The following is a 24,406-nucleotide window of genomic DNA, read 5'->3' on the forward strand; positions in this document are numbered from 1 at the left end:
TGTCATTCGCCAAGCATCGCCGGCTTGATCCTCAGCCGCGCGATCCGATTCTTGTCGCGTTTCATGACGACGAAGCGCTTGCCGTGAAACGTAAAGGCCTGCTTTTCGTCCGGAATCGACTGCGCCTCGTGGATGACAAGGCCGGCAATGGTGGTGGCTTCCTCGTCCGGCAGGTTCCAGTCGAGCGCCCGGTTGAGGTCGCGGATCGACACCGTGCCGTCGACGACGACGGAGCCGTCGGCTTCCTGCTTGACGCCCTGGATGTCGATGTCGTGCTCGTCGGCGATCTCGCCGACGATCTCCTCGATGATGTCCTCCAGCGTCACCAGTCCCTCGACCTCGCCATATTCGTCGACGACGATGGCGAAATGCGCCTTGCGGCGCAGGAAGGCGTTGAGCTGCTCCTGCAGCGTCGTGGTGTCGGGCACGAACCACGGCCGCGACGCGATCTTCATCACGTCGATCCTGGAGAAATCATTGCCGACCTCGTTCAGCGCGCGCAGCAGGTCCTTCGCGTGCAGCACGCCGACGATGTTGTCGAGCGAGCCCTTCCACAGCGGCATGCGGGTATGCGGGCTCTGCAGGATCTCGCGCACCACCGCTTCCGGCGGGTCGTCGGCGTTGACCGAGCGCATATTGGTGCGGTGGACCATCACGTCCGACACTTCGAGCTCCTCAAGGTCGAACAGGCCGCCAATGCGGGCACGATCCTCGCGCACCACCTGGCCGTCGCGGCGGAAATCGTCGACGGCGCCACGCAATTCCTCATGCGTCGAGCGCTGCGGCTCGATACGCTGCAACTCGTAGCCGAAGGCGGCGAACAGGTGCCGACGCAAGACGAAGCCCAGCAGGCCGAGGCCGGCAAGCGCAGCAGCCGCGATCCAGCCGGCCTGGCTCATCCCGGATGGTTCTCCCCGAGGAACGCCAGCACTTCCGAGGCCGGCACATCCCTGGCGATGAAGGCCTGACCGATGCCGCGCGTCAGGATGAAGGTCAGCGCGCCGCGCGACACCTTTTTGTCCTGGGTGATGAAGGAGAACAGCTTTTCGGCGTCAGGCAATTCGCCTGGAATGTCGGCCATGCACCACGGCAGGCCGACGACGCGAAGGTGCGCCTCGACGCGCGCCGCATCGTCGGGGCTCGCCAAATTGAGCCTTGAAGAAAAACGGTGCGCCAGCGCCATGCCGATGGCAACGCCCTCGCCATGCACCAGCCGCGTGCCGTCATAGCCGGTCGCCGCCTCGAGCGCGTGACCGAAGGTGTGGCCGAGATTGAGCAGCGCACGGTCGCCGGTCTCGAATTCGTCGCGTGCAACGACGTCGGCCTTGGCGCGACAGGCCTCGGCAATCGCTTTTGCCCGCTCCGGCCCGCCGGCAAACACGCGAGACCAGTTTTCCTCCAGCCAGGCGAAGAACTCCGGCCGGTCGATCAGCCCGTATTTGGCCAGTTCGGCATAGCCGGCGCGAAACTCGCGGATCGGCAGCGTGTCGAGCACTTCGGTGTCGGCCAGTACCAGCCTCGGCTGGTGAAACACCCCGACCAGGTTCTTGCCGCGCTTGCTGTTGATGCCGGTCTTGCCGCCGACGGAGGAATCGACCTGCGCCAGCAGCGAGGTCGGGATTTGCACGAAGTTCATGCCGCGCCGCGCGATGCCGGCGGCAAAGCCGGCGAGGTCGCCGATGACGCCGCCGCCGAGCGCGACGACGACATCGCCACGCTCCAGCTTGGCGGCCAGCACGCCGTCGACCACCTCTTCCAGGTGCGCAAAGCTCTTGGTCTTTTCGCCGGGCGGCAGCGTGATGACTGCATGTTGGATGCCACCGCTTGCCAGGCCGGCCGCAAGCGTTGCGAGATGCGCGCTAGCGACGTTTTCGTCGGTGACGACCGCCGCCCTTGTGCCCGGCAGACGGCGCGCAATTTCGGCGCCGGCGCGTGACAGCAGGCCGGGGCCGATCAAAATGTCGTAGGTACGCTCGCCAAGCCCGACTTCGACAGAGACCGTTGCATCAGCGCTCACGACCGCACCTCGTCGATGTCGGCAACGCCGAGATGGCCGCGCAGCGCGTCCACCACTTCGGCGGCAATGATCTCCTTGCGGTCGTCGCGGGTCGGCACGATGACATCGGCCGCGGCGTAAACCGGGTAGCGTTCCGCCATCAGCCGCTCCAGCACCCCCCGGGGATCGGCGCTTTTCAGCAGCGGCCGGTTCTGCTTCTTGGAAACGCGCTCCATCAACAGGTCGATCTCGGCCTTCAGCCAGACCGAAACGCCATGGCTGGCGATCGCCTCGCGCGTCTGCGCATTCATGAAGGCGCCGCCGCCGGTCGACAGCACCTGGGGCCCGTGCTCCAGCACGCGCAGGATGACGCGCTGCTCCAGTGCCCGGAACTCCGCCTCGCCATAGCGCTCGAACAGGTCCGGGACGCTCATGCGCGAAACACTTTCGATCTCCTGGTCGCTGTCGATAAAGGGTAGCGCCAGCATCGCCGCCACCTTGCGGCCGATCGCCGTCTTGCCGGCGCCCATCAGCCCGACAAAGACGATGGAACGGTCGCCCAGCCGGCCGAGCAGCGCGGCATGGCTCTCGCCCGGAGGGTTTGCTGGTAACGCGTTCATGTTTCTAGGGCCTCTTTGCCGGCGTATCGACATCAAAAGCCTGTTTGCGTCAAGCGCGGCGCGCCCGGGACCTGTTATCGGCTTCACCCTTGAATTGGTGGGATTGGCGTCTCATAAGGGCACAGGGTTGGAAATGCAGAACAAGACGACGGGCGAAAATTAATGCCGACACTGTTTCGCTTTGTCGTGACGCTCGTGATTCTGGCCGGCATTGTCTACGGCGCGATGTTCGCCCTGGTCATGTTCGTCGAGCCGAGAAAGGCGGAAATGAGCGTGCGTATCCCTCCGGAAAAGCTCAATCCCAAAAAATGAACAGCGCCGCCCGCATCGAAGCCTTTCTCGAGATGATGAGCGCCGAGCGCGGCGCTGCCGAAAACACGCTTTCCTCCTATCGCCGCGACCTCGAGGACGCTTCCGCCGGGATCGGCGGCGGGCTCGCCGCTGCCACCAGCACCGACATCCGTGCCTATCTCGACGACATCGCCGCGCGCGGCTTTGCCGCCACCTCGCAGGCGCGCAAATTGTCGGCAATCCGTCAGTTCTTCAAGTTCCTCTACGCCGAAGGCCTGCGCGGCGACGATCCGACCGGCACGCTGGACAGCCCGAAGAAAGGCCGGCCGCTGCCGAAGACGATGAGCGAGGCCGATACCGGCCGGCTGCTCGACCGCGCCACGCAGGAGGCGATCGACCCCTCGCTCAACGACGACGACAGCCTGGCGGCGCTGCGCCTGCACGCACTGGTCGAGGTCCTCTACGCCACCGGCCTGCGGGTTTCGGAGTTGGTCAGCCTGCCGGTGACGGTGGCGCAGCGCGACGACCGCTTCTTCATGGTGCGCGGCAAGGGCAACAAGGAACGCATGGTGCCGCTGTCGGCCAAGGCGCGCACGGCGATGCGGACCTGGCTTGCCGCACGGGCGGCGGTGCCGGCTCTTGCCGACAGCCCGTTCCTGTTTCCGGCCGCCTCCGAAAACGGCTATCTCTCGAGACAGGTCTTTGCCCGCGAGCTGAAAGGGCTTGCCGCGCGAGCCGGCATTGCCGCGGCGAAGATATCGCCGCATGTGCTGCGCCATGCTTTCGCCAGCCATCTGCTGCAGAACGGCGCCGATCTCAGGGCCGTGCAGCAGCTGCTCGGCCATGCCGATATTTCAACGACGCAGATCTACACCCATGTACTGGAGGAGCGGCTGGTGCGTCTGGTCAACGATCATCATCCGCTTGCCGACTAGGCGTCATGTCGCTATGTGAGAACGACGTTCCACCGCGCCCAGCCTGCATTTTCGGGCTTGCGTCAGTCATTGCCTTCCGACCTGCCGGTTCGCCCAAGAATGTACAATTACCTCGATTTCGAAAAGCCTGTGCAGGATCTCGAAGGCAAGATCCTCGAGCTGAAGAAGCTTGCCGAGAACGGTGAGGCGGTCGACGTCGGCGATGAGATCGCCCGTCTCGAGAAGCGCTCACGCGATGCGCTGCGCGACGCCTATAAGGCGCTAACGCCATGGCAGAAGGTGCAGGTGGCGCGCCATCCGGACAGGCCGCATTGCATCGACTACATCAAGGGCCTGCTTACCGATTTCACGCCGCTCGCCGGCGACCGCAATTTCGGCGAGGACCAGGCGATCGTCGGCGGCTTCGCCCGCTTCCGTGGCGAGCCGGTGGCGATCATCGGCCAGGAAAAAGGTTCCGACACGGCAAGCCGGCTGAAGCATAATTTCGGCTCGGTGCGGCCGGAGGGCTACCGCAAGGCGGTACGGCTGATGGAACTCGCCGACCGCTTCCAAATCCCGCTGCTGACGCTGGTCGACACTGCCGGCGCCTATCCCGGCGTCAACGCCGAAGAGCGCGGCCAGGCGGAAGCCATCGCCCGCTCGACCTCAGCCTGCCTTGGCCTGAAGGTGCCGTCGATCTCGGTGGTGATCGGCGAAGGCGGCTCCGGCGGCGCCATAGCGATCGCCACCGCCAACCGCGTCTACATGCTCGAACACGCCATCTATTCGGTGATCTCGCCGGAGGGCGCCGCCTCGATCCTGTGGCGCGACACCACCCGGTCCAGGGATGCTGCGACCAACATGAAGATCACGGCGCAGGATCTGCTGGAGCTGAAGATCATCGACGCCATCGTCGCCGAACCGCTCGGCGGTGCCCATCGCGCCCCCGAAACGGTGATTGCCGCCACCGGCGACCTCATCGCCAGGACGATGAAGGAATTTTCCGGCGCCAACACCGACTTCCGCGAGCATCGCCGCGAGAAATACCTGGCGATGGGCCGCAATCTGTAGCCAACGCAGGTGCGCGGCCTGAAATGTGACGGCGTGGAGCAATTTCGCCACAAAAATGCCGCTGCGTTCGTCACAGTGAGCTTGCCGTAGGGGACGCGCCAATTTCGTTTGGGGCAAGAGGGCTGCTTGGCGCAAGGTCGCTTGCGGTAAGGAATTTTCAAGGTTAACGGGCTTAAGGTCCGTCAGTGGTCAGTTTAGCAGCCGCGGCATCCGCGGCGCAGAGATGAAGACGATAGCCATATCCATGTTTGCCAAGCTTGCCCGCACCGGAGTTCTGATCGCTGCGATCGGCGTCGCCGGCTGCAATGATGCTTCGATGAAGGATTTTGCACCGCAGGCCAACAAGCCGCTGCCGGACAAGATCCTGGCCGAGATGAGGGCCAAGGGCATGGTCCGCACCTCTTCGGTGATGGCCCGCATCTTCAAGGAAGAAGGCAAGCTCGAAATCTGGAAGGCCAAGACCAACGGCCGCTACGACCTGGTCGCCAGCTACGACATCTGCAAATGGTCGGGCAAGCTCGGGCCGAAGTTCACCGAAGGCGACCGCCAAGCGCCGGAAGGCTTTTACACGGTCCGCCCGGCGCAGATGAACCCGCGGTCGAATTATCACCTGTCCTTCAACATCGGCTACCCGAACGCCTATGACCGCGCCAATGGCCGCACTGGTTCCAACCTGATGGTCCATGGCGCCTGCTCGTCGTCGGGCTGCTATTCGATGACCGACGCGCAGATCGAGCAGATCTACGCTTTCGGTCGTGACGCCTTCCAGGGCGGCCAGACCGAGTTCCAGATCCAGGCTTTTCCGTTCCGCATGACTGCAGCCAACATGGCGCGCTACCGCAACGACCCGAACTACGAATTCTGGAAGATGCTGAAGGTCGGCTACGACAATTTCGAAGTCACCAAGGTGCCGCCGAAAGTCGACGTCTGCGAGAAGCGCTACGTCTTCAACCAGGTTGCGGCCGACGGCTCGACCTTTAATCCGACCGGCGCTTGCCCTGCGACCACCCAGCCCGATTCACTGAAGAGCGCCATCAACGCCTATCAAAGCACCTATGAGGCGGCCTTCAACGGCGCCGTCAAGGCCAGCGTGCCGGCACCCAAGCCGACCATCGCCGGGATCAAGGAAGCCAGCATCGTTTCCGACTGGTCGAAACGGCGTGCCCGCGGCGAACGCGTGCCGATCGAGCCGCCGTCGCTCAACCCAGACGGCACGGTGACCGAGACGGCGCGCATGGGCCGCGTCGATTCGCCGGCCGGCCGCAAGATGGCGGCACTCGACGCCGAAAAGGCCGCCAAGCAGAAGGCCGAGGAACAAAGGCTAGCCGCCATTGAAGCGGCCAAGGCCGCCAAAGAGGCAGCCAAGGCGCAGGCGCTGGCCGAGAAGGAAGCGGCCAAGGCGCAGGCACTGGCTGAAAAGGAAGCTGCCAAGACCGCCGCCGAGATGCCTGTCGCCACCGCCACTGTAGCGCCATCGGAGGCCGCCCCGGCAGTCGAAACGCAGGCTGCGGACGCCGAAAGCACGGCGACAAGGTTGAAGAAAAAGCTGCTCGGCATGTTTGGCGGCTGAGCTTCATGCTTGAACAAGAAGATGGGGGCCAAGGAGACAGGCCCTCAACCAGCCCCGCCGCCGTCTACGACCTCAAAGGTCTGAACTGCCCGTTGCCCGCGCTCAAGGCCAAAAAGCGCTTGGCCGCAATGCCGCCGGGTAGCCGCCTCTGGCTCGAAACCACCGACCCCCTCGCCGTCATCGACATCCCCGCCTTCTGCGCCGAGAGCGGCCATCGGCTGATCGAAACGGCGGCAATATCGGGCGGCCACCGCTTCCTGGTCGAGCGCGGCGGCGGCCGAGCCTGGACTTAGCTCGTTCTGCTGACGGTGCGCTGCCCCTCATCTGCCTGCCGGCATCTTCTCCCCGTATAGTGACGGGGAGAAGGGGCTGGCCGCAACTTTGGCGCTCTTTCTGCGGCGCTGGAGATTGGCGAAATCGTCGACGAGAGCGTCCTTCTTGAGAAGATGCCGGCAGGCAGATGAGGGGCAGCGCGGCGTTCGACTTAAAACTGATGAAAGCCTCTACCGCCCGGCAATAGCCAGCGGGTTGCTTTCCAGTGCCGCGCGGTCCGGCGTGTCGATCGACGGCCGGTTGGTGAAGGCGGCGAACAGCCGGCGGATATAGTCTTCCGGCATGTCGAGCGTGATCAGCACCAGCCTGGTGCCGCGCTGGCTGTCCGGCCAAGCCGGCAGTTGCACCGGCGGATGCAGGATCTTCTGCACGCCATGGATAACCAGCGGCCGCGACGGGTCTTCTGCAAGCTCGATGACGCCCTTCATCCGCAACAGGCGCTCGCCATGCGCCGAGCGCAGCAGATCGAGGAACATCTCGATTGCCGAAAACGGCACCGGCCCGTCATGAACCAGCGAATACGCGCGGATGCGGGAATCGTGCCTGTGGCCATGGTCATGGTGACCGTGGTCGGCATGACCATGACCGCTGTGGTCATGGCTGCCAACATCATGGTCGTGGCCGGCTTCTTCGCCGAGCCAACGCTGCACATCGACGGATTTGGTGGCCGGATTGTAGAGGCCGCAATCGAACAGGGTCGCCGCGCTTGCCTGGCTCGCGTCGAGCACCACGGCGCCCGGGTTGATCTGCCTGAGCCGCGCCCGCAACGCCTCCGCGTCGCCGGCATCCGTAGCCAGGTCGGCCTTGCTGAGCACGATGCGATCGGCGACGGCCACCTGCTTCACCGCCTCGACATGGGCATCGAGCGTCGCATTGCCGTTGATGGCGTCAACCAGGGTGATGACGCCGTCGAGCCGGAAGGCCTGGACCAGGGCCGGGTGTGCCATGATCGACTGCAGCACAGGGGCGGGATCGGCGAGCCCGGTGGTCTCGACGACGACGCGGGCAAGCCGGTCGATGCGGCCGGTCTGCAGCCGGTCGACGAGATCGGCCAGCGTGTCGACCAGCTCGCCGCGCACCGTGCAACAGAGGCAGCCATCGGAAAGCTGGATGATGCCGTCGGACGCCTGCTCGACCAGAAGATGGTCGATCGCCACTTCGCCGAACTCGTTGATGATGACGGCGGTGTCGGCGAGCGCGGGATCCCGGAGCAGCCGGTTGAGCAGCGTCGTCTTGCCGGCGCCGAGAAAGCCGGTGAGCACCGAAACGGGGATCGGGAAGCCGGCCATACGGCTAGTTCAGCGCCTTGGCCGGCCGTTGGACCTGCGCGGCGGTGGTGGACCCGGCCACGGCCGGCTCAGCGCCGGCCGGCGGCGCCCGGTCCGGCCGCCATGTCGGCAGCGGCACGTCGGGATATTCCTGCCCGGAGGCATCGAGCATCGCCTTCGGCTTCGGCCCCGTGGCGCCGCCGAGGCCGACGGCGATCAGCGTCGGCACATGGTCGAGCTTTTCCTGATAGGGCGATTTCGGCACGTCCTTGCCCTTGTCGCCGACGGCGGGTGCGGCTTCCGACTGCTCCTCGACCGGCTTCTTCTTGCAGATCTCGTCGTTCATGTCGTTGGCCGACATGGTGTCGCCATAGGCAGGCAGCGCTGCGACCGTCAGCCAACTCGGGGCCGGGGTTGCAAAGCCCTGGTCGAGCAGTTTTGCCGCCGCCTCGGCGCGGGTGACGGCCGATTGCTCGCCGAGCACCACGGCGACCAGGGTGCGGCCGTTGCGGGTAGCCGAGCCGATCATGTTGAAACCGGACGAGCAGACGAAACCGGTCTTCATGCCGTCGGCACCCGGATAGCGGCCGATCAGGAGGTTGTAGTTGGAGATCGCCTTCTTGCCGACGGCAAGGCCTTCGATCGAGAACCAGGGGGCATATTGCGGAAATTCCTTGCGGATCGCCATCACCAGCAAAGCGAGATCGCGCGCTGTCGTATACTGGTCCGGCGAATAGAGCCCGTTCGGATTGACGAAATGGGACCCGCTCATGCCGAGCCTCCGCGCCTCCGCATTCATGCGTTCGGCAAAGGCCGCTTGCGAACCGCCGATATTCTCGCCGACCGCCATGGCGATATCGTTGGCCGATTTGACCAGCATCATCTTCAGCGCATTGTCCAGCCGCATCACCGAACCCGGCTTGAAGCCCATCTTGCTCGGCGGCTCGCCGGCGGAATGTTTCGTCACCTTGATCGGCGAATCGAGCTGGACCTCGCCCGCGGCAATCGCACGAAACGCCACATAGGCGGTCATCAGCTTGGTCAGCGATGCCGGGTACCAGCGCCTGAACGCCTCCTGATGCTGCAGGATCTTGCCGCTGTTCAGGTCGAACAGGATGGTCGGATTGGCCAAGGCAGGCCCGGCCAGCGCCGCAAGCACCACCGCGCCCGCCACCAACAGTTTGAGGAAATGCCTATAGCGCATCATGAAAACCGAAATAGCCTCTTGCCGCAGTCGCCCCTGGCTCCGTAAGATTTCGTTACACGATCGCCAGGATAATGGTCCGGCTCTCTGTTCCCGGACCACAGTCGCGGTGCTATTTACTCTATGTGACGTCAACATGGCAAAGTGCTGCCGATCACAATGTGGAAGCAGCAGCACAATGCAAAGCAGCGTGCATGGTTGCAGGGCAGCAGGCACAATTGCACAGCAGCAGGTCAAGACCGCCTGCTCCAACAGCGAAATGGAACCATCATGCCGATCCTGAACCGAGCCGCCGAAATGCAGGATGAGGTGGCCGGCTGGCGCCGCCATTTGCATCAGACGCCGGAGCTGAATTTCGACGTCTTCAAGACCGCCGCCTTCGTCACCGAGAAGCTGAAGGCTTTCGGCTGCGACGACATCGTGACGGGTTTGGGCAAGACCGGCGTCGTCGGCATCATCGGCGGCCGCCACGGCGAAGGCTCGACGATCGGCCTGCGCGCCGACATGGACGCCCTGCCGCTCAACGAGATCAGCGGCAAATCCTATGCCTCGACCATCCCCGGCAAGATGCACGCCTGTGGCCATGACGGCCACACCGCGATGCTGTTGGGTGCCGCCAAATACCTCGCTGAAACGCGCAATTTCGCCGGCTCCGTCGCGGTCATCTTCCAGCCGGCCGAAGAGGGCGGCGGCGGCGGCAACGAGATGGTCAAGGACGGCATGATGGAGCGCTTCGGCATCTCCAAGGTGTTCGGCATGCACAACATGCCGGGCCTGCCGGTCGGCCAGTTCGCCATCAGGCCGGGCCCGATCATGGCGGCGACCGCCGAGTTCACCATCACCGTCAAGGGCCGGGGCGGCCACGCGGCGATGCCGCACGGCACCATCGATCCGATCGTCATCACCAGCCAGCTTGTCGGCGCATTGCAGACGATCGCCTCGCGCAGCACCGATCCGGTCGAGGCGGTGGTCGTCTCGGTGACGAAATTCCATGCCGGCGACGCCTATAACATCATTCCCGAGAGCGCCGAGATCGCCGGCACCGTACGCACGCTGAAGAAGGAGGTCGCCAAGAAGGCTGAAGAGCGCATCCGCGCGCTTTGCCAAGGCGTGGGCGCTGCCTTCGGCGCGACAATCGAGGTTGATTACAATGCCAACTACCCCGTCACCTTCAACCATCCGGAAGAGACGGTCTTTGCCAGCGACATCGCGGCCGACGTCGCCGGCGACAGCCATGTGCACCGCGCCATCCAGCCGGTGATGGGCGGCGAGGATTTCTCCTACATGCTGGAAGCGCGGCCGGGCGCCTTCATCTTCATCGGCAATGGCGATACCGCCGGCCTGCACAACCCGGCCTACGACTTCAACGACGAGGTCATCCCGCACGGCATGAGCTATTGGGTGAAGCTGGCGGAGACGGCGCTGGCGGCGTAGCCGTTCGGCATCGGCGGTGGGGCGACCGCCGCACCTCTGGGCGGCAAAATCGGGCAGGACATGTTCTGCTGGTCACTTCCGGCCGGACGACTTCCGGGCAAGGCCGAAGGCAATGCCCAGAGCAATACCTATACCACTGCCCGCAACAATGTTGTCCAACACGACGCCGATGGCCACGCCGATCACGACGCCGAGCGTGAGGTGTTTGGCATCCATTATGCCCGGTCATGTAGCGTGGAAGGGAAGAGCCGCAACCGCTACGGTCCGCTCTTCGGATCCTCGACCTCCAGCGCCTCCATAACCGGCGCCAGCTCATTGTCGTCGGCAGCCTGCGGCTCTTCGCCTGTCCTTGCCTTCTTCAGGGCTGCCTCGATCGCCTCCTGGATGTTGCCGAGCTCGTCTTCGCGAACCTCGTGGCCGTAGCCGGCAGCATCGGCATCCTGCTCGAATTGCTGCGCCAGGACGGCGACGCTCACCTCGCTCTCGGCCGGCAGATTGCCGACATTCTCCTGCAGCCAGGTTTCAAAGAACTCTTTTGTGGCGCTCATGAGGTGTCTCCTTCGGGACACTAAAGCGCGCCGGCATCCCGAAAGTTCCGCTATCTTAACCGTCTTTGCACCGCTCGCCATGTCGGCTACGCAGGAACCCGCCGCTTCAACCAATCGACCATTAGCGTGGTGACTTCGCCCGGCTTCTCCTGCTGTGACCAATGTCCACAGCCGGCGACCACATGTTTTTCGAGATCGGCGATGTGGGCGTCCATTCCATCCATCATCGCTGGAGATAACACGACGTCGTCCTCAGCGCCGATCATGAGCGAAGGCACTTTTATCGTCTGGTCGACATTCAAGCCGGCTCTCCAATTGCGGGACAAGTTGCGGTACCAGTTGATGCCCGGCGTGAAACCGGTGCGCCCGAAGCTCTCGGCATAGAAAGCAAGCTCGTCTGGCGTCGGGATCAGCTCGCCGGGCAGCGTCTTCGGCTCCGGCTGCGAGAGCGCCTGTAGGAATGTCATGTGTCGGGCCTGCGGCGGCAGCTTGGCGTATTGCGCGGCGGTGATAATACCCTTGCGCATATTGCTCCTGAACACCCGCGCCACGTCGTGCGCCATCAAACGGTCCGCGAGATCACCATCTTCGAACATCAGCACATACATGTCGGGATTGTAGACTTCGCGCATCTGCGCGATCGGGTCTTTTGCCGGGTTGGCAACGAACGGCTTGTCCGGGGCGGTCAGCCCCTTGGTGAGGCTCGGATGCAGCCACAGCATTTCATGGGGAATGAATGGCGTGTTGACACCGATGACGCCAGTGACCCGGCTCTGATGCAAAAGCGGCATCTGCCATGCGACCAGGCCGCCCCAGTCATGGCCCGCGAACACGGCCTTTTCGACGCCGAGAGCATCGAGGAGACCGACGAGATCGCCGGTCAGGTGGACCATGTCATAATCCTCGACCTTGGACGGCCGGTCGGTCAGACCATATCCGCGCTGGTCGGGAACAATGACGTGGTAGCCGGCGGCCGCGAGCGGCGCGATCTGGTGACGCCAGGAAAAGGCGAGTTCGGGAAAGCCGTGCAGCAAAACAACCGCCGGTCCCTTGCCGGCTTCATAAACAGCCATATCGATGCCGTTGGAGCGAACGTATCGGACCGGCGGCATGGCCGGCGACGCGCCAAAGACCGGCAGGCAAGGCGCAAGAAGACTGCCGGCGGTGCCGAGAAGCACCGCCCTGCGGGAAAGGGTGATCATGGCAGAAGTTTCCTTAGCTGCTCGAATTCTGATCGAATGACGGCCGGGCAGGCCGAGACGTCTCGGCCGGCGCGGATCAGCACGAGAATGCCTTGGTAGAGAAGCAGAAGCCTGACGACGTGGAGATCGACCTGCCCTCCACCGATCTGGCGCTCCACGACCTGCCGGATGGCGGCTTCCAGCACGGCGAAGCCTTCCGCGAGACCTTCCGAGGCGACCGACGGTTGCGCACCGAACTCGACAGCAGCGTTCGTTAACAAACAGCCGAGGTCGCCGGATTCCGGGGCGGGCAGCAACAACGACAGGAACAACTGTTCCAAACCATCCAGATCGCTTGCTTCGCCGATGTAGGTCTCGATACGGTGTCGGATGACGGCATCGATATAGTGGCCGAAGGCCGCCCGATAGAGACCTTCCTTGTCGCCAAAGGCATTGTAGATCGAGCCAGACGTCAGGCCGGTGGCATCGCTCAGATCCTTGATCGAAATTCCCGCGAAACCGGCCCGTCGAAACGCGTTCATCGCGTCCCCCAGCACAGTGGCTTCGTCAAATAGTCGCGGTCTGGTCATGGAGCAACCCAATGTAAAATGATCATTCTAGAATGAGCATTTTACATCGCCAGTCAAGCGACTCTTTTTGCAAAGACAGCTCGATGGGCACACAGGCACGCCAACGATGCCAGGTTGCATCGCGATCTCCCGGAGCTTGGCCCCTCTGTGAGATTAAAAACCAGGCGGCGTTGGCGCCGCCTGGCCCGGCTGCTTACTGGCTGGCAGCAGTCGTCGGTTCGCACGACACGTTCGGGTTCATGTCGGCGAACGCGCCGGTCGGGTTGCCCTTCCAGGCCCAGACATGCAGCTCGTAAAACGGGCCGAGGCCATAGCGGTTGGGCGCGCTGTTGAAGTTGAACAGATGCCCATCGAGCGAGGCCGGGCCTTTCGAGGTGATGTATTCGACCGCGATCAGTTTTAGCGTGCCGTCGGCCATCGGCTCGTACATCACCGCTTCGGGCTTGGCGACATCGACAGCGTCGTCCTTGAGGTAGCCGGGATTGACGTAGTGGATGCCCATGGCGCCGCCGGTGATGCCGCTGGCGCAGGGGATCGGCGCATAGCCCTCGGCGGTCGCCGCCGCCACATTCTCGAAGCGGCTGTTGGCGGCGCGTACCTTGTCGGCCAGCGGATTGGGACCGGACGCGGGCGCTGCCTGATGCGCCTGCGCCAATGCAGTGCAGGCCGACAGCAGCGCCGCGGCAGCGAGGAATTTGTTGCGAAAGTTGATTGTCATAGTCATTCCATTCTTCTTGAAAAGCACAGCCCGGGCGGCCGCCGGAAGTAAGGAGGTCCGGCAGGTGGGCGCTGTGGCTGTTGTTGCTGGGAGATCCCTGTCCCGATGCGACAAATGCAGGGGAAGATCATCCCTTCGGCAGATACGGGATGGTTCCGGCCAGATCGGAGTTGTCGATTAGCTGGAAACGGCTGTCGCTGCCGCCCTGACGGGCCGAAACAAAGGGTGCGTAGGCGGGATCGTCGGTGAAGGCGCGCGCCGCGGCCTCGGTCGGGAACGCCATCAAGGCAATCAGCGTCGTGTCGAGCGGCTTGCCTTCGAGCGTCTTCACATTGCCGCTGCGCGACAGATATCTGCCGCCGTGCTTGTGAACGAGGTCGTGGACCGACGCGGCATAGGCCGGCATCCACTTCGGGTCCCTCACCTTGATGTCTGCGATAACGTAAGCGGTCATGGGTCATGTCTCCTGGTCGTGCACAGGGGTATCCCGTGCAGCGGCAGAGGGGTCGCATGGCAAGGCCGGCGCCAGCCAGTCCGCGATCTGTACTGGTGCGGCGAATTCGAAATTCGCATTCACTTTGGAGCAACGCAGCGAGCGAATTTCGGATTCAAAAGCCACACCAGCAAGTGCTTGGATTTCCAGTGTGGTTTTGGATTTGAAGTTCCTAACGCTGATGCCACCCAGAAAGCAGGAACTTCAAATCCACCACACTTGGGCCGGTACAGTTTCTGTACTCGCCGCACCGCTGGGAAAGGCCTATGCTCCCGGCTGAGTTTGAGGGGAAGCCAACATCATGACCCAGGCCGGATACAAGCAGTTCTGCCCGTTATCGATGGCCGCGGAGGTGCTGTGCACCCGCTGGACCATGGTTCTGCTTCGCGAATTGGTGGCGGGCTCGACCCGTTTCAACGATCTGCGCCGCGGCGTCCCCAAAATGTCGCCGACCCTTCTGTCGCAACGGCTCAAGGAGCTCGAGCTGGCCGGGATCGTCGAGCGCAAGGAGGTGCGCGGCGAGAAAGGCATCTTCGAATACCGGATGACCGAGGCAGGCAGGGATCTGCGGTCCGTCGTCGAGGCGATGGGCTTTTGGGGGCAGAAATGGGTCGAGTCGCGGCTGTCGCTGAAGAACCTCGATCCGTCGCTGCTGATGTGGGACATGCGGCGCAATCTAAACGCGTCGCCGCTGCCCGACGGGCGCACGGTGATACAATTTCTGTACCAGGAGCTCCCCGCCTCCAAACGGTCGTGGTGGCTGATCGTCGAGAAGCACGGCGAGGTCGACCTCTGCTGGTACGATCCGGGGTTCGATGTCGATCTCTACGTCTCGACCGACCTGCACACCATGACCGAAATCTGGATGGGGCTGATCACCGTCGAGAAGGCCGGGCCGAAAGTCATTCTGACGGGCGATCAGGATATCGCCCGCAAAATGCAGACTTGGCTGGGCCTGAGCCCGTTCGCTGTCGAACCCAAGCGAGCAGCCTAGCTGCCTCTTGGCGAAACGATCCGAAGCGGTTATGTGTCGGGCGCGATGGTCCCGTAGCTCAGTAGGATAGAGCGGCAGATTCCTAATCTGTAGGTCACAGGTTCGATTCCTGTCGGGATCACCAAGTTTTTCAAGCGCTTAGCCAACAAGCCGCCGTACTTTTTGGTAAATTAGTACGGCAATTAGTACGGCGAATTTCGCATGAACTTCGGCTTCAGCTGCTCAATCCAACCGAGTTGTGGATTTCCATGATTCTGGAATTGAGTAGATTGTTGGGACGGGCGGCCACCGATGTCGCTTCAGGTGGCGATTTGAGGTGGGGTCTGTCGAGACGCAATGCCGCGCCTCGGCAGGCATTGATTTTACGATGTTTTTTCTAGTCTAGGAGCCCACAGCGATTTGTATCACAGTTTGTATCTCAGTCCGTATCGCACGAGGCTGACCTAGCCACCTGGTAAAATGGCACGTCTTACGAGGCCTGAGCCGTAATCAATGTTGTCGTGCCAGCGCTACATACGGTCCCTTGCACGACAGCCATGGAGCCGAGAGCGGACTGGCAGCTCATAGGTGTGGATCACGGAAAAGTTCGCATTCGACGATTAAGAGCTGGATGACTGCTACCGCCCCCCATTTCCGACATTGATGGATGGGACGCGCGTCCCATAAGCAGCCAACGTCAGTGCCGAGGCTGCAAGGTCAAAGGGTGGCTTTCAGTAGGCCGGCTGTGGCTGCCCTCGAAAAATGCGGTACTGCAAGAACGAAATTTGTTGCCGAGGACCTGATCTGCAGCGCCATACTCTCACAGGGTCCTCAGCTCCTCGTCGGCAATCGCGGCTTGGATCGATCGACAGATCTTTCAGCGAACCTACAAATTTGAAGGGGCGCTTACCGGCGCAACCTGATCGCCACGCTTCAGGAACGCGAGGTTGACCGTGCCGGTGGGGAACTGGCGGCGAAAAAGGCACTGCCGTTCCGAGCTGCCGCCGAGGGCGAAACCGTGACCGGCACCTTCACCGGGGCCGCGCAGCTATCCAGTGGCAAGTTCGCCATCGTCGAGAAGTCCCACGAGTTCACGCTTGTCCCGTGGCGGCCAGTCATCGACCGCCAGCTCGGCCGCGAGGTCAGTGGCATCGTGCAGGGCGGATCGGTGTCCTGGCAGTTGGGGCGGCAGCGGGGATTGGGGCTTTCGCCCTCAAACCCCTTGACCGACTTCACTGAGCACCCGTCGCAGCCATTGATGCCCTGGGTCGGCGTCGTGGCGCGCATGCCAAGTCTGCACCACTCGAAATGAAGGAATATCCAATGGCGGCGGAAAAAGTCGGAGCGGTAGCCGCCCTGCCAACGGTGCGAAGAGACGACGGGGTTCCGTTGCCACGAGCTCGGAGGCATCGACCAGCATCGGTGCCATCAAGAAGTGGCCGACCGTCACGACGACATTCCTCTTCAATCCTTTCTCGGTGAGCACAGCATCGACATAGCCGCTCGGATTGCCCTTCATCGAAACCTGAAGATGGCGCAGCGAGAGATAGCGGTCGAGGTCGAGACTATCGGCCAGATCGGTGTGATCGCCGCGGCCAGCGCAGATGAAGTCCTCTTCGTATAGCAGTTCTTCTCGCATATGGGTCGGCGGCTGGGGGAAGTTGCCGGCGATGAGTTCGACTGCGCCGTCGTCCAGCATCGGCAAACCGACGCTGCGGCTCGTGTTGCGGACCACCAGAGAAACGCCTGGTGCTTCGCGGCCGAGCCGTGCAGTCAGACGCGGTAGCAGCACGAAAGCGGCATAATCGGAGAGACCGACCACGAATTGCCGAGTGCTTTCGGTCGGATCGAACGAGCGCCCGCCGAGCAGGACGCCTTCAACCTGTTCGAGGATCGACCGAACACTCGGCGCAATGTCCTGCGCCAGTGGCGTCGGCGTCATGCCGCGCGGGGATCGGACAAACAGCGGGTCTCCGAACAGAGCCCGAAGGCGATTGAGCGAATGGCTGACCGCCGGCTGGGTCAGCCCAATCCGCTCGGCCGCGCGCGTGGCGTGCCCTTCGGCAACGAGGGCGTCGAAGACGACCAGCAGATTGAGATCGACGTTAGCGATATGAATCTTCTTCATCACGGCGATGCTAATAATGAATTTGATTTATCGCAATCGCCGATGCAAGGTCTGACCTGAAATAAAGCGGGGGCGGGCAGAGTTAGAGAACATGAGTGTCAGGTCCCACCACCGCAGCAACGGGAAGAGTAAGTTCTCGCCGACGCTTTATTGAGGCTGCCTTCATCGCAGCAAGTTCTTTCGCCATCAGTCGGAGCGGGCAAGCCATGGCCTCGGAAACTCATGAGGATCGATTTTCACGCGGCCTGGAGATGCTCCGCCGGATCGGCGGGGAGAATTTCGATGGACCGATCAATGCTCTGGCGGAGACCTCCGCCGATTTGTCGCGCTTCACCGTCGAATATCCCTATGGCGATGTGTTGTCCCGCCCGGGGCTGGATCTCCCGCTAAGGCAGCTCTGCACCGTCTCGATGCTGCTGGCCGACGGAAGCGCCCAGCCGCAATTGAAGTTTCATATCGCCGGCTTTCTCAATGCCGGCGGCACCCCCGAAGCGATCGTCGAACTGCTCTTCGTCTCGGTCGCGGTCCTGGGCTTCCCTGCAACCGTCAATGCCGTCGGCATCGTCCGGTCGGTATTCGCCGAACGCGAGCTGGCATTTCAGCCCATCAAGCCCGCGACGGGTGACGGAGCGGGACGCGGATGGGCCGGACGCGAGATGCTGGAGCGGCTCGTAGCGGGCGACGCCCAGGGCTATTTTGACCGCTTCGCCGGCACCGCGCCCGACCTCGCGCAGCTTTCGATCGATTTCGGGTTCGGGGAGGCGCTGGCTCGGGACGGCCTCGATCACAAGGCCAAGCTGCTCGCGATCACGATTTGGCTTTCCCGGTCCCGATCGACATAGGTCCGCGACCTTCGACCCACCATGAAGCATCGAATTTTCGACAGCGAATGTATAGCGCTTATCCGGCGCGCATGTCGCTCTGTTCGAGCCTTTGAACCCCGGCGCTGACCACGGATGTGCTGGCAGCATTGGGATCTTTCCGGTTCGGATGGAAAAGATGCAGGAGGGGGCGTCGGCGTGCTCCTGCGGAAAGCCGCACCCCCTCATGCAAACGCAGCCTCCCCGCGTGGGGAGCGCTTGCCTGCGCTACGGCGGCGGCTTTCCATGCGAGCCGCTTCAAAAATGATGCTGCGAAACGGCTCCGGCTTTATCCGACGAACGCCTCACGCATCCGAGCGAACATGCCTGGCTGTCTCCCGGCAATCGCCGCACGGATGTGACGGGCGGCCGTTACGGCGCTCACCGTCGCGCCGAAATGACAATAGCAGATGATCTCATGCAATTGCCTGTCGGTCAGTTCGAAGAACCGCTTCGCTTCGCCGTAGTTGTCGTTTTCCAACCCGGCGGCGCGGAGGACAGGATCCTCGAAAGCGACTGAGATCGGCGAGCCGTCGCCGCGCATGGCCCCGCGTGATCTAACCGGCTGATACTCGGTCTGGTGTAGCGTCGAGAGTCGCCGGTCAGGGTTCCGTTCAAGGAGCTCCGCCCAGCGTTCAAGACGTTCGCTGCGCGACATGGCCTGGCGCAGGTAGTCCTGATCGATCTCGGCGACGATCTGCAGTTGCTCAAGCGTCTGGTGCTTCATTTTAGCCTCCTATTCGGACGATAGTTGGCCCACCCATATCTTCTTATACCTGCGGCCAGCGTGACTCCGGCCGATCGTGAAGTCCAATCACGATGATGCTGGGAGGGCTTCCCCCCACGAAAATGCGGAGGCTTCGCAAAGATCCGGCCATTAATTTGGCGAACGCGGTCAAATGCGCGGCTGTTCGACGATGTCGGTCTGGAGTCCGTGCCGATCGAGGTGATCGACGGGCAGAGTCTGTGCTGGAGTAGCCCGGCTCCATCGCTGGCCGGGCAGCGGGATCAAGCGAGTGGCAGTTTAGCTTCGAAACCGCCGAAGGCCGGGCTGATGCGAGTTCTCCGCCCGGTCGTTGGGCCCTTGTGGCTCCAGTGTACGACTTCCGGCATGACCTGGCGCCTGGCTACTCCGTAGGATCGCAGTTTGTCCGTGTCGAAACCATTATCGAAGTTGCCCGGCCCGATGGCGGAGTGTTGCGGATTGCGCGATCCAAGGATCGGTCCGTCCAACAACCAACAAGTTGCGCGGAAGCCATCTCAAAAACGGTCCAGGCTGTGCGTCGTCAGGATGGTAGCCGAACCAGCGAAACAGCCAATCAGGTGTCCCTTCCTTCGACCTTTAGAGACTGAGCAGTCAGCTGCCGCCAAGCGAGAATGACGATCGCTCTCACTGCTGCGGCGCTGGTATCGGTGTGCCGCCAAACCAACCAGCCGCATACGCAATCACGACCAATACCACGATCACGGCTACCACGCCGTACCAGAGGCGCCTGTCCTTGAGATCCATCGTTACCTCCTGCCCGCTACGTGTTGGCCACTGGGCGAATTCCTTGAGCCTTTAGCCGTCATTTCCCAGATGAGCGACCCATTTGCCGTCTGGCAGGCACACAGTAGGCTGGATAAGGGGTCTTTGAGAAGCGCGCAATACGACCGCGCCGGCATGATCGCCAGCGGCTGCGACCGGCGGCGGCAGGCGTGCTCGACGAGTGGCGTTGCGGCATGGATGTCAAAAGATCGGCGATGCCATCCAGCGCCTGTGTGATCGATGCGGCGCGCGTTATCCTGATCTTCCAGCACGGCTCCGCGCAGCCGCACCCCTCATTAGACCGTTTCGAGACGGCTGAACCGAACCGGGATGAGTTTGCGAGTCTTCAGTTGCCCTGCCGCATCCTTGTCGATGACCGTCAGAAACTGTGCATTTTCAGATCCCAAAGGCAGAACCAAGCGTCCTCCCGGCTTGAGTTGCTTCAGTAAAGCCGGCGGTGTCCGCTCAGCCGCCACCGTGACCAGGACCTTGTCGAATGGGGCGTGCTCAGGCCAGCCGCGAGACCCGTCTCCGACACGAATGCCGACATTGGAGAAGCCGAGACCCTGCAGGAGAGCCTCGGCATGGCTTGCGAATTCCTCGATGATTTCGACGCTCCAAACTTGCCCGGCAAGGTCCGCGAGGATTGCGGTTTGGTAGCCTAGGCCGGTGCCGATCTCGAGCACTACCTCGTGCGGTTGCGGCGCAAGGAGATCGGTCATGAGAGCAACGATGAAGGGCTGCGAGACGGTTTTATCAAAGCCGATCGGCAGCGGCATGTCTTGGTAGGCATAAGGCGCAACTGATGCTGGCACGAAGAGATGCCGCGGTATCCGCCTCATCGCCGCCAATACCCGCTCATCGAGCGCCGCCTTGCCAAGTTCATCGCTTGCAAGATCGGTGTGAATTGCAATCATCTCGACCATGTGCCTGCGTAGAACCGCGAGATGCTCTTCGTTCATCGGCTTCATGACGGTGGGGCGCTCCTCAACCAGTCTGCTGCCTCATAGCCTTATACCCTGTTCGTCTTGTCACAGTAACCATGTCGTCGAGAACGCGGCTTCGGTTGGGGCGGGTTGTACCGCCCTGCTATTTCGTCGCCGTCCTTGGTGCTCTCCCGTTCCTCGCACCGGGGTGGAACGGCGTGCGCATCAGAAGCTCGCCAGCCAGGCGACAACATCGATATAGCGGATCGCCAGCCAATTGAGCACCAATAGGCCGAAGGCCAAAACGACGCCGAACCCTGCGCTGTCGTTCACCGGCTCCATCCCGTGCTGATCGTGCGTGATCTGGCGATTGACGATGGCCGAACCTGGGCGAGCCAGCAGCGCGATTCGCGCTGCAGGCCGGCCATACGATAATCAGCGTTAGCCCGCGTGGCGCTGCTGAGAAGAACCGGAATTTCGTGATGGCTTGCCGCCGCCATTGGCGCGGCACTGGGGGACTGGCTGTCCTTCTGGATCGGCAAACGGCTTGGAAAGCGGGTTTCGCACTATTGGCCCCTCTCCTGTTCTTCGAGCGGTGGGGGGCCGCCGGCGCTTCTTCGGTCCCTTGCGTGCATCCGTACCCATGGTGGCGGGCATCTGCGCGATGCCCGCTCTGACGTTTCAGTTTGCCAATATCGCTTCGGCTCGCCGGAGTTCGTAGCCGACGTTGCACGGTTTTTCGACGTCACGAGAGGACACGTCTTGCTCGCCGGTCCCAAGACGATCGCGAGCGTTCCGGATTTTGCTCGCGCGGATCGGGAACTTGTCGTCGTTCGCTCCAGTATGGATCCCGAGGACACGCTCAAGCGCTTTGCCGGCCGTGTCGTCTTCATCGGCGGCGGTCCACCGGTCTGGGACGCCTACGCGCGCTTCGTCAGCCACTGGGATGTCACGCGGCTGCCCTATGACGGGCCGGCGGACCGCTGGTTCGATGCAAGATGGCTTACGGCGGGTGGCGAAGTTGCCAGAAATCACCGCGACCAATGAAGGCTCGGCTCGTATCGATCTGGGATTATTTAGACCACCTCGCGACTCAAGTTCCAGACCGCATTTTATGCAACTTTACATCGAACACAGAACCGACAGCGGTGCAGCTTGCAATTATTTCGCCGAACGGCGTCACACGGTGATGGTCGTGCAGCACCAGCCCGCGCACAAAACGATCGCGGACTCCTTCCTGCAACTGGTGCAATCCCCGAAAGTCCTGCGGAACCGTTTGCGGAGGCCTTCACCTCGATACCGACGACCCGACCGCGTCGATCCTCGATCACGACGCCGACCTCGTCCTGATTCTTGGTCCGGTAGTGTGAGAAAGACACCCGTCGCTCTGACCACCATGCGAGCTTCAGGAATTCCGACACCACGAACCTCTCGAGCAAAGCACCGAACCGCGATCGGTCCTACGTTCTTCGTCTACGGCCGCTCACAAGATTGTCAACAATCCGATAAAGTTTTGTTGACAGGTGATTGATTTGAGCCTTCACTCACAAAAATCCGCGTATCGGTCGAGTTCTGTCGCAACAATGCGCGGCCTCCAAAGGGGAAAGAACAATGATCAACAGACGTTCAATAATCACATCCGCGGCGCGCGGCGCCGTCTCCGCGCTGGCAATCATGGCCGGCGGCACAATAGCGGTGCACGCCGCCAACAAGGAACTCAAGATCGGCTTTGTCGGCGTGACGAGTGGCGCGGCCGCTGCGTGGGGCACATCCAACGTCCGCTCGATGCAGACGCGCGCCGCCTGGATCAACGAAACCGGCGGTGTGAAGATTGGTGACGAGACCTATGACGTCAAAATCGTCACCTTCGACGACCAGAAGGACCCGAAGCGGGCGATCGCCGGCATGGAGAAGATGGCCCAGGAGGGCATCCACTATGTCGTCGGTCCGAATGTCGACGACGGCGCGGCGGCGGTGCGTCCCGTGGCAGAATCCAAGGGCATCATCTATTTTCCCTACGCATTCCCGAAGGAACTCTACACCCCGCCGGCATCCAACGCCGTGCTCGGCATGATCGCCAACTACCAGTCGGCTCCGGCGATCTACAAATATCTCATGGAAAACAGGGGCGTGAAAAAAGTTGCCTTTGTCGCCGCCAACGAATCCGATCCGCTGAGCCAGCGGGATGGCGGTGTTGCCGCGGCAAAGGCGCTCGGGCTCGAGGTTGTGGCTGCCACGGATGTCTACCAAAACGATACCCGCGATTTCACGCCGGTACTGACGCCGATCGTTTTGCAAAAACCGGACCTGCTGGTGCTTTCGGGCGTCGCGCCGGGCAATGCGCCGCTGCTGATCCGCGCCGCGCGCGAGCTCGGCTACGAAGGCCTGATCTCCACCGAAACGGCGCAGGATGCCAAGGTGTTGGAAGAGGGCGCGGGCGAGTTGGCCAACGGCTTCATCTCGGTCGGCGGCGCATCGACGCCCGAAATCGCGTCCGACACGATGAAGGAGTTCGTCGAACGCTATACGAAAATGTTCGGCGAATACAATGACGAGTCCAACACCAAGGTCTACGCGCTCGAATACATCATCGAGACGCTGAAGGCGAACCCGGCCGCGATCGACAATGTGGAGGAGTTCAAGAAGACGATCGACACTTTCTCGGCGCCCAATCCCTATCTGAAGGACGATGCCAAGCTGACCTATGTCGGAATGACGTCGTTTGGCCAGAAGCGCCAGCTTTCGGTCCCGATGGTGGTCACGGAATACCGCGACGGCAAGTTCGAGACGCTCTTCGTCGCTCAAGTCGATTGACGCAACTGCACTGAAGCGGATTGCCGCAGAGACTCGAGCATTCGTCTTCAGCCTCTGAACGGCCGGAACCATCCTGATGGAACAAGTCATCGCCAACGGGCTTTATCTTGGCGCGCAATACGCCTTGATCGCGCTCGGTCTGACCCTGATCTTCGCGCTAATGAACGTGCTTAACTTTGCCCATGGGCAGATGTACGTTCTCGGCGGCTTCGTCACCTACACCGTCTATGGCCAGCTCGGCATGCCTTTCGTCGTCGCGCTCGTCGCGTCCGGGGTCACGCTGCTGGTCATTGGAGCGCTTGTCGAGAAATTCCTTTTCAGGACGGTGATTAAGCGAAGCGTGCGGGAGGAAAGTACGATGCTTCTCGCGGCGGCGGTCGCATTCTTCCTCGACGCCGTGATCCTCCTCCTGTTCGGCGAAAAGCAGCGCGGCGTGCCGAAGATCGTCAAAGGCGTCTTCGTCTCCGACAGCCTCATAATGCCTTACGACCGGCTGCTGGTCGGCGCACTCGCCATACTGTTCATCGCCTCCTTCGTGCTTTTCATGCAGTACAGCAAGCCGGGACGTGCCATGCGGGCGCTGGCGCAGGACCGGGTCGCGGCGCAGCTGATGGGCGTCGAGGTCGACCGCTATTCGATGATCGGCTTTGCGCTCGGCGCCATGCTTGCCGGCATAGTCGGGGGGCTGCTGGTCGCCATCACCGGCGTCAATTCGGGCATCGGCGGGCCGATCTCGATCAAGGCGTTCTTGATGGTGATGATCGGCGGGGCCGGCGTGGTCAGCGGAGCGATCGCCGGCGGCTTCATCCTCGGCATGATGGAATCGGTCGGCCTGACGGTGCTACGCCAATATGGCGACGTCACTTATCTCGTCATCTTCGCCGCGCTGATGGTGTTCCTGAGCATCCGCCCGAACGGGCTCATGGGCAAGCCGTGGGGATGATGG

The 24,406-nt window shown here is 62.3% G+C and carries 25 protein-coding genes, 1 tRNA gene and 3 pseudogenes; 13 read left to right on the forward strand and 16 right to left on the reverse strand.

Annotated features, from left to right (window positions below; translation table 11 throughout):
- Positions 1-2: 2 nt before the first annotated feature.
- The 3 genes from NKJ93_RS22435 to NKJ93_RS22445 are packed head-to-tail and all read right to left on the reverse strand — an operon-like array spanning position 3 to position 2,616.
- A complete protein-coding gene (locus NKJ93_RS22435; RefSeq protein ID WP_023721135.1) occupies positions 3-899 on the reverse strand; it encodes an HlyC/CorC family transporter in 897 nt (298 codons plus the stop codon).
- Positions 896-2,017 (reverse strand): 3-dehydroquinate synthase, encoded by a 1,122-nt coding sequence (gene aroB, locus NKJ93_RS22440; RefSeq protein ID WP_352483487.1) that lies wholly within the window; start codon positions 2,015-2,017, stop codon positions 896-898. Before aroB ends, NKJ93_RS22435 begins: the two co-directional genes overlap by 4 nt.
- Complete coding sequence (locus NKJ93_RS22445) at positions 2,014-2,616, reverse strand: shikimate kinase (protein WP_352483486.1); 603 nt, start codon at positions 2,614-2,616, stop codon at positions 2,014-2,016. The genes aroB and NKJ93_RS22445 overlap by 4 nt, the downstream gene beginning before the upstream one ends.
- Positions 2,617-2,778: 162 nt before the next feature.
- Between NKJ93_RS22445 and NKJ93_RS22450 the strand changes: the two genes are divergently transcribed.
- From NKJ93_RS22450 to NKJ93_RS22470, 5 genes are all read left to right on the forward strand, one after another.
- Positions 2,779-2,928, forward strand: a complete 150-nt coding sequence (locus tag NKJ93_RS22450) for a hypothetical protein (RefSeq protein WP_023721139.1) — start codon at positions 2,779-2,781, stop codon at positions 2,926-2,928.
- Complete coding sequence (locus tag NKJ93_RS22455) at positions 2,925-3,842, forward strand: site-specific tyrosine recombinase XerD (RefSeq protein ID WP_352495633.1); 918 nt, start codon at positions 2,925-2,927, stop codon at positions 3,840-3,842. Before NKJ93_RS22450 ends, NKJ93_RS22455 begins: the two co-directional genes overlap by 4 nt.
- Positions 3,843-3,941: 99 nt before the next feature.
- On the forward strand, positions 3,942-4,892 hold the full coding sequence (locus NKJ93_RS22460; protein ID WP_023721141.1) for an acetyl-CoA carboxylase carboxyltransferase subunit alpha: 951 nt from the start codon (positions 3,942-3,944) through the stop codon (positions 4,890-4,892).
- 244 nt (positions 4,893-5,136) lie between these two features.
- On the forward strand, positions 5,137-6,462 hold the full coding sequence (locus NKJ93_RS22465) for a L,D-transpeptidase family protein (protein WP_352483562.1): 1,326 nt from the start codon (positions 5,137-5,139) through the stop codon (positions 6,460-6,462).
- A 5-nt stretch (positions 6,463-6,467) separates the two neighbouring features.
- Positions 6,468-6,755 carry a sulfurtransferase TusA family protein gene (locus tag NKJ93_RS22470; RefSeq protein ID WP_352483484.1) on the forward strand — a complete coding sequence of 96 codons (288 nt, stop codon included), beginning with the start codon at positions 6,468-6,470 and terminating at the stop codon, positions 6,753-6,755.
- 210 nt (positions 6,756-6,965) lie between these two features.
- On the opposite strand, the gene NKJ93_RS22475 is transcribed toward NKJ93_RS22470, so the two are convergent.
- Complete coding sequence (locus tag NKJ93_RS22475; RefSeq protein ID WP_352483483.1) at positions 6,966-8,084, reverse strand: CobW family GTP-binding protein; 1,119 nt, start codon at positions 8,082-8,084, stop codon at positions 6,966-6,968.
- 4 nt (positions 8,085-8,088) lie between these two features.
- Entirely contained in the window at positions 8,089-9,267 is a 1,179-nt protein-coding gene (locus NKJ93_RS22480; protein WP_352483561.1) for a D-alanyl-D-alanine carboxypeptidase family protein, read from the reverse strand.
- A 270-nt stretch (positions 9,268-9,537) separates the two neighbouring features.
- On the opposite strand from NKJ93_RS22480, the gene NKJ93_RS22485 reads away from it, so the two are divergent.
- Entirely contained in the window at positions 9,538-10,701 is a 1,164-nt protein-coding gene (locus NKJ93_RS22485; RefSeq protein ID WP_352591180.1) for a M20 aminoacylase family protein, read from the forward strand.
- Positions 10,702-10,773: 72 nt separating this feature from the next.
- On the opposite strand, the gene NKJ93_RS22490 is transcribed toward NKJ93_RS22485, so the two are convergent.
- From NKJ93_RS22490 to NKJ93_RS22515, 6 genes are all read right to left on the reverse strand, one after another.
- Positions 10,774-10,917, reverse strand: a complete 144-nt coding sequence (locus NKJ93_RS22490) for a glycine zipper domain-containing protein (protein ID WP_352495638.1) — start codon at positions 10,915-10,917, stop codon at positions 10,774-10,776.
- Between the two features lie 41 nt (positions 10,918-10,958).
- On the reverse strand, positions 10,959-11,249 hold the full coding sequence (locus NKJ93_RS22495; protein WP_023722345.1) for a DUF768 domain-containing protein: 291 nt from the start codon (positions 11,247-11,249) through the stop codon (positions 10,959-10,961).
- A gap of 86 nt (positions 11,250-11,335) precedes the next feature.
- Positions 11,336-12,361, reverse strand: a complete 1,026-nt coding sequence (locus tag NKJ93_RS22500; protein ID WP_352591195.1) for an alpha/beta fold hydrolase — start codon at positions 12,359-12,361, stop codon at positions 11,336-11,338.
- 86 nt (positions 12,362-12,447) lie between these two features.
- Positions 12,448-12,972 carry a TetR/AcrR family transcriptional regulator gene (locus NKJ93_RS22505; RefSeq protein WP_051409761.1) on the reverse strand — a complete coding sequence of 175 codons (525 nt, stop codon included), beginning with the start codon at positions 12,970-12,972 and terminating at the stop codon, positions 12,448-12,450.
- Positions 12,973-13,213: 241 nt separating this feature from the next.
- Complete coding sequence (locus NKJ93_RS22510; RefSeq protein WP_502896926.1) at positions 13,214-13,738, reverse strand: hypothetical protein; 525 nt, start codon at positions 13,736-13,738, stop codon at positions 13,214-13,216.
- Positions 13,739-13,865: 127 nt separating this feature from the next.
- Positions 13,866-14,192 carry a DUF1330 domain-containing protein gene (locus tag NKJ93_RS22515; protein WP_023677873.1) on the reverse strand — a complete coding sequence of 109 codons (327 nt, stop codon included), beginning with the start codon at positions 14,190-14,192 and terminating at the stop codon, positions 13,866-13,868.
- 340 nt (positions 14,193-14,532) lie between these two features.
- Here NKJ93_RS22515 and NKJ93_RS22520 point away from each other — a divergent pair, with 340 nt between their 5' ends.
- The 3 genes and pseudogenes from NKJ93_RS22520 to NKJ93_RS22530 form a co-directional block, all read left to right on the forward strand.
- Positions 14,533-15,225, forward strand: a complete 693-nt coding sequence (locus NKJ93_RS22520; RefSeq protein ID WP_023722341.1) for a winged helix-turn-helix transcriptional regulator — start codon at positions 14,533-14,535, stop codon at positions 15,223-15,225.
- 47 nt (positions 15,226-15,272) lie between these two features.
- Positions 15,273-15,349, forward strand: a tRNA-Arg gene (locus NKJ93_RS22525).
- Between the two features lie 762 nt (positions 15,350-16,111).
- A pseudogene (locus NKJ93_RS22530) lies at positions 16,112-16,405 on the forward strand (DUF3363 domain-containing protein); the annotation flags it as partial.
- Positions 16,406-16,417: 12 nt separating this feature from the next.
- Here NKJ93_RS22530 and NKJ93_RS22535 read toward each other — a convergent pair.
- Positions 16,418-17,332 carry a LysR family transcriptional regulator gene (locus tag NKJ93_RS22535; protein ID WP_023722340.1) on the reverse strand — a complete coding sequence of 305 codons (915 nt, stop codon included), beginning with the start codon at positions 17,330-17,332 and terminating at the stop codon, positions 16,418-16,420.
- A gap of 206 nt (positions 17,333-17,538) precedes the next feature.
- Here NKJ93_RS22535 and NKJ93_RS22540 point away from each other — a divergent pair, with 206 nt between their 5' ends.
- Entirely contained in the window at positions 17,539-18,174 is a 636-nt protein-coding gene (locus NKJ93_RS22540) for a carboxymuconolactone decarboxylase family protein (protein WP_023722339.1), read from the forward strand.
- 307 nt (positions 18,175-18,481) lie between these two features.
- Here NKJ93_RS22540 and NKJ93_RS22545 read toward each other — a convergent pair whose 3' ends face one another.
- From NKJ93_RS22545 to NKJ93_RS22555, 3 genes and pseudogenes are all read right to left on the reverse strand, one after another.
- Complete coding sequence (locus NKJ93_RS22545) at positions 18,482-18,919, reverse strand: hypothetical protein (RefSeq protein WP_292659986.1); 438 nt, start codon at positions 18,917-18,919, stop codon at positions 18,482-18,484.
- A 303-nt stretch (positions 18,920-19,222) separates the two neighbouring features.
- Positions 19,223-19,347, reverse strand: a pseudogene (locus tag NKJ93_RS22550) (IS6 family transposase); the annotation flags it as partial.
- A gap of 669 nt (positions 19,348-20,016) precedes the next feature.
- Entirely contained in the window at positions 20,017-20,691 is a 675-nt protein-coding gene (locus NKJ93_RS22555) for a protein-L-isoaspartate(D-aspartate) O-methyltransferase (protein ID WP_352495641.1), read from the reverse strand.
- Positions 20,692-21,354: 663 nt separating this feature from the next.
- Here NKJ93_RS22555 and NKJ93_RS22560 point away from each other — a divergent pair.
- Positions 21,355-21,693, forward strand: a pseudogene (locus tag NKJ93_RS22560) (diacylglycerol kinase); the annotation flags it as partial.
- 65 nt (positions 21,694-21,758) lie between these two features.
- Here NKJ93_RS22560 and NKJ93_RS22565 read toward each other — a convergent pair.
- Positions 21,759-22,070, reverse strand: a complete 312-nt coding sequence (locus NKJ93_RS22565) for a DUF4143 domain-containing protein (RefSeq protein ID WP_352495642.1) — start codon at positions 22,068-22,070, stop codon at positions 21,759-21,761.
- Positions 22,071-22,257: 187 nt separating this feature from the next.
- Here NKJ93_RS22565 and NKJ93_RS22570 point away from each other — a divergent pair, with 187 nt between their 5' ends.
- Together NKJ93_RS22570 and NKJ93_RS22575 are read left to right on the forward strand one after the other, a co-directional pair.
- A complete protein-coding gene (locus tag NKJ93_RS22570) occupies positions 22,258-23,460 on the forward strand; it encodes an ABC transporter substrate-binding protein (protein ID WP_031195079.1) in 1,203 nt (400 codons plus the stop codon).
- 76 nt (positions 23,461-23,536) lie between these two features.
- Positions 23,537-24,403 carry a branched-chain amino acid ABC transporter permease gene (locus tag NKJ93_RS22575; RefSeq protein WP_023722333.1) on the forward strand — a complete coding sequence of 289 codons (867 nt, stop codon included), beginning with the start codon at positions 23,537-23,539 and terminating at the stop codon, positions 24,401-24,403.
- The last annotated feature ends 3 nt before the right edge of the window (positions 24,404-24,406 follow it).

It is taken from the genome of Mesorhizobium sp. M0028 (genome assembly GCF_040323855.1).
GTDB lineage: Bacteria > Pseudomonadota > Alphaproteobacteria > Rhizobiales > Rhizobiaceae > Mesorhizobium.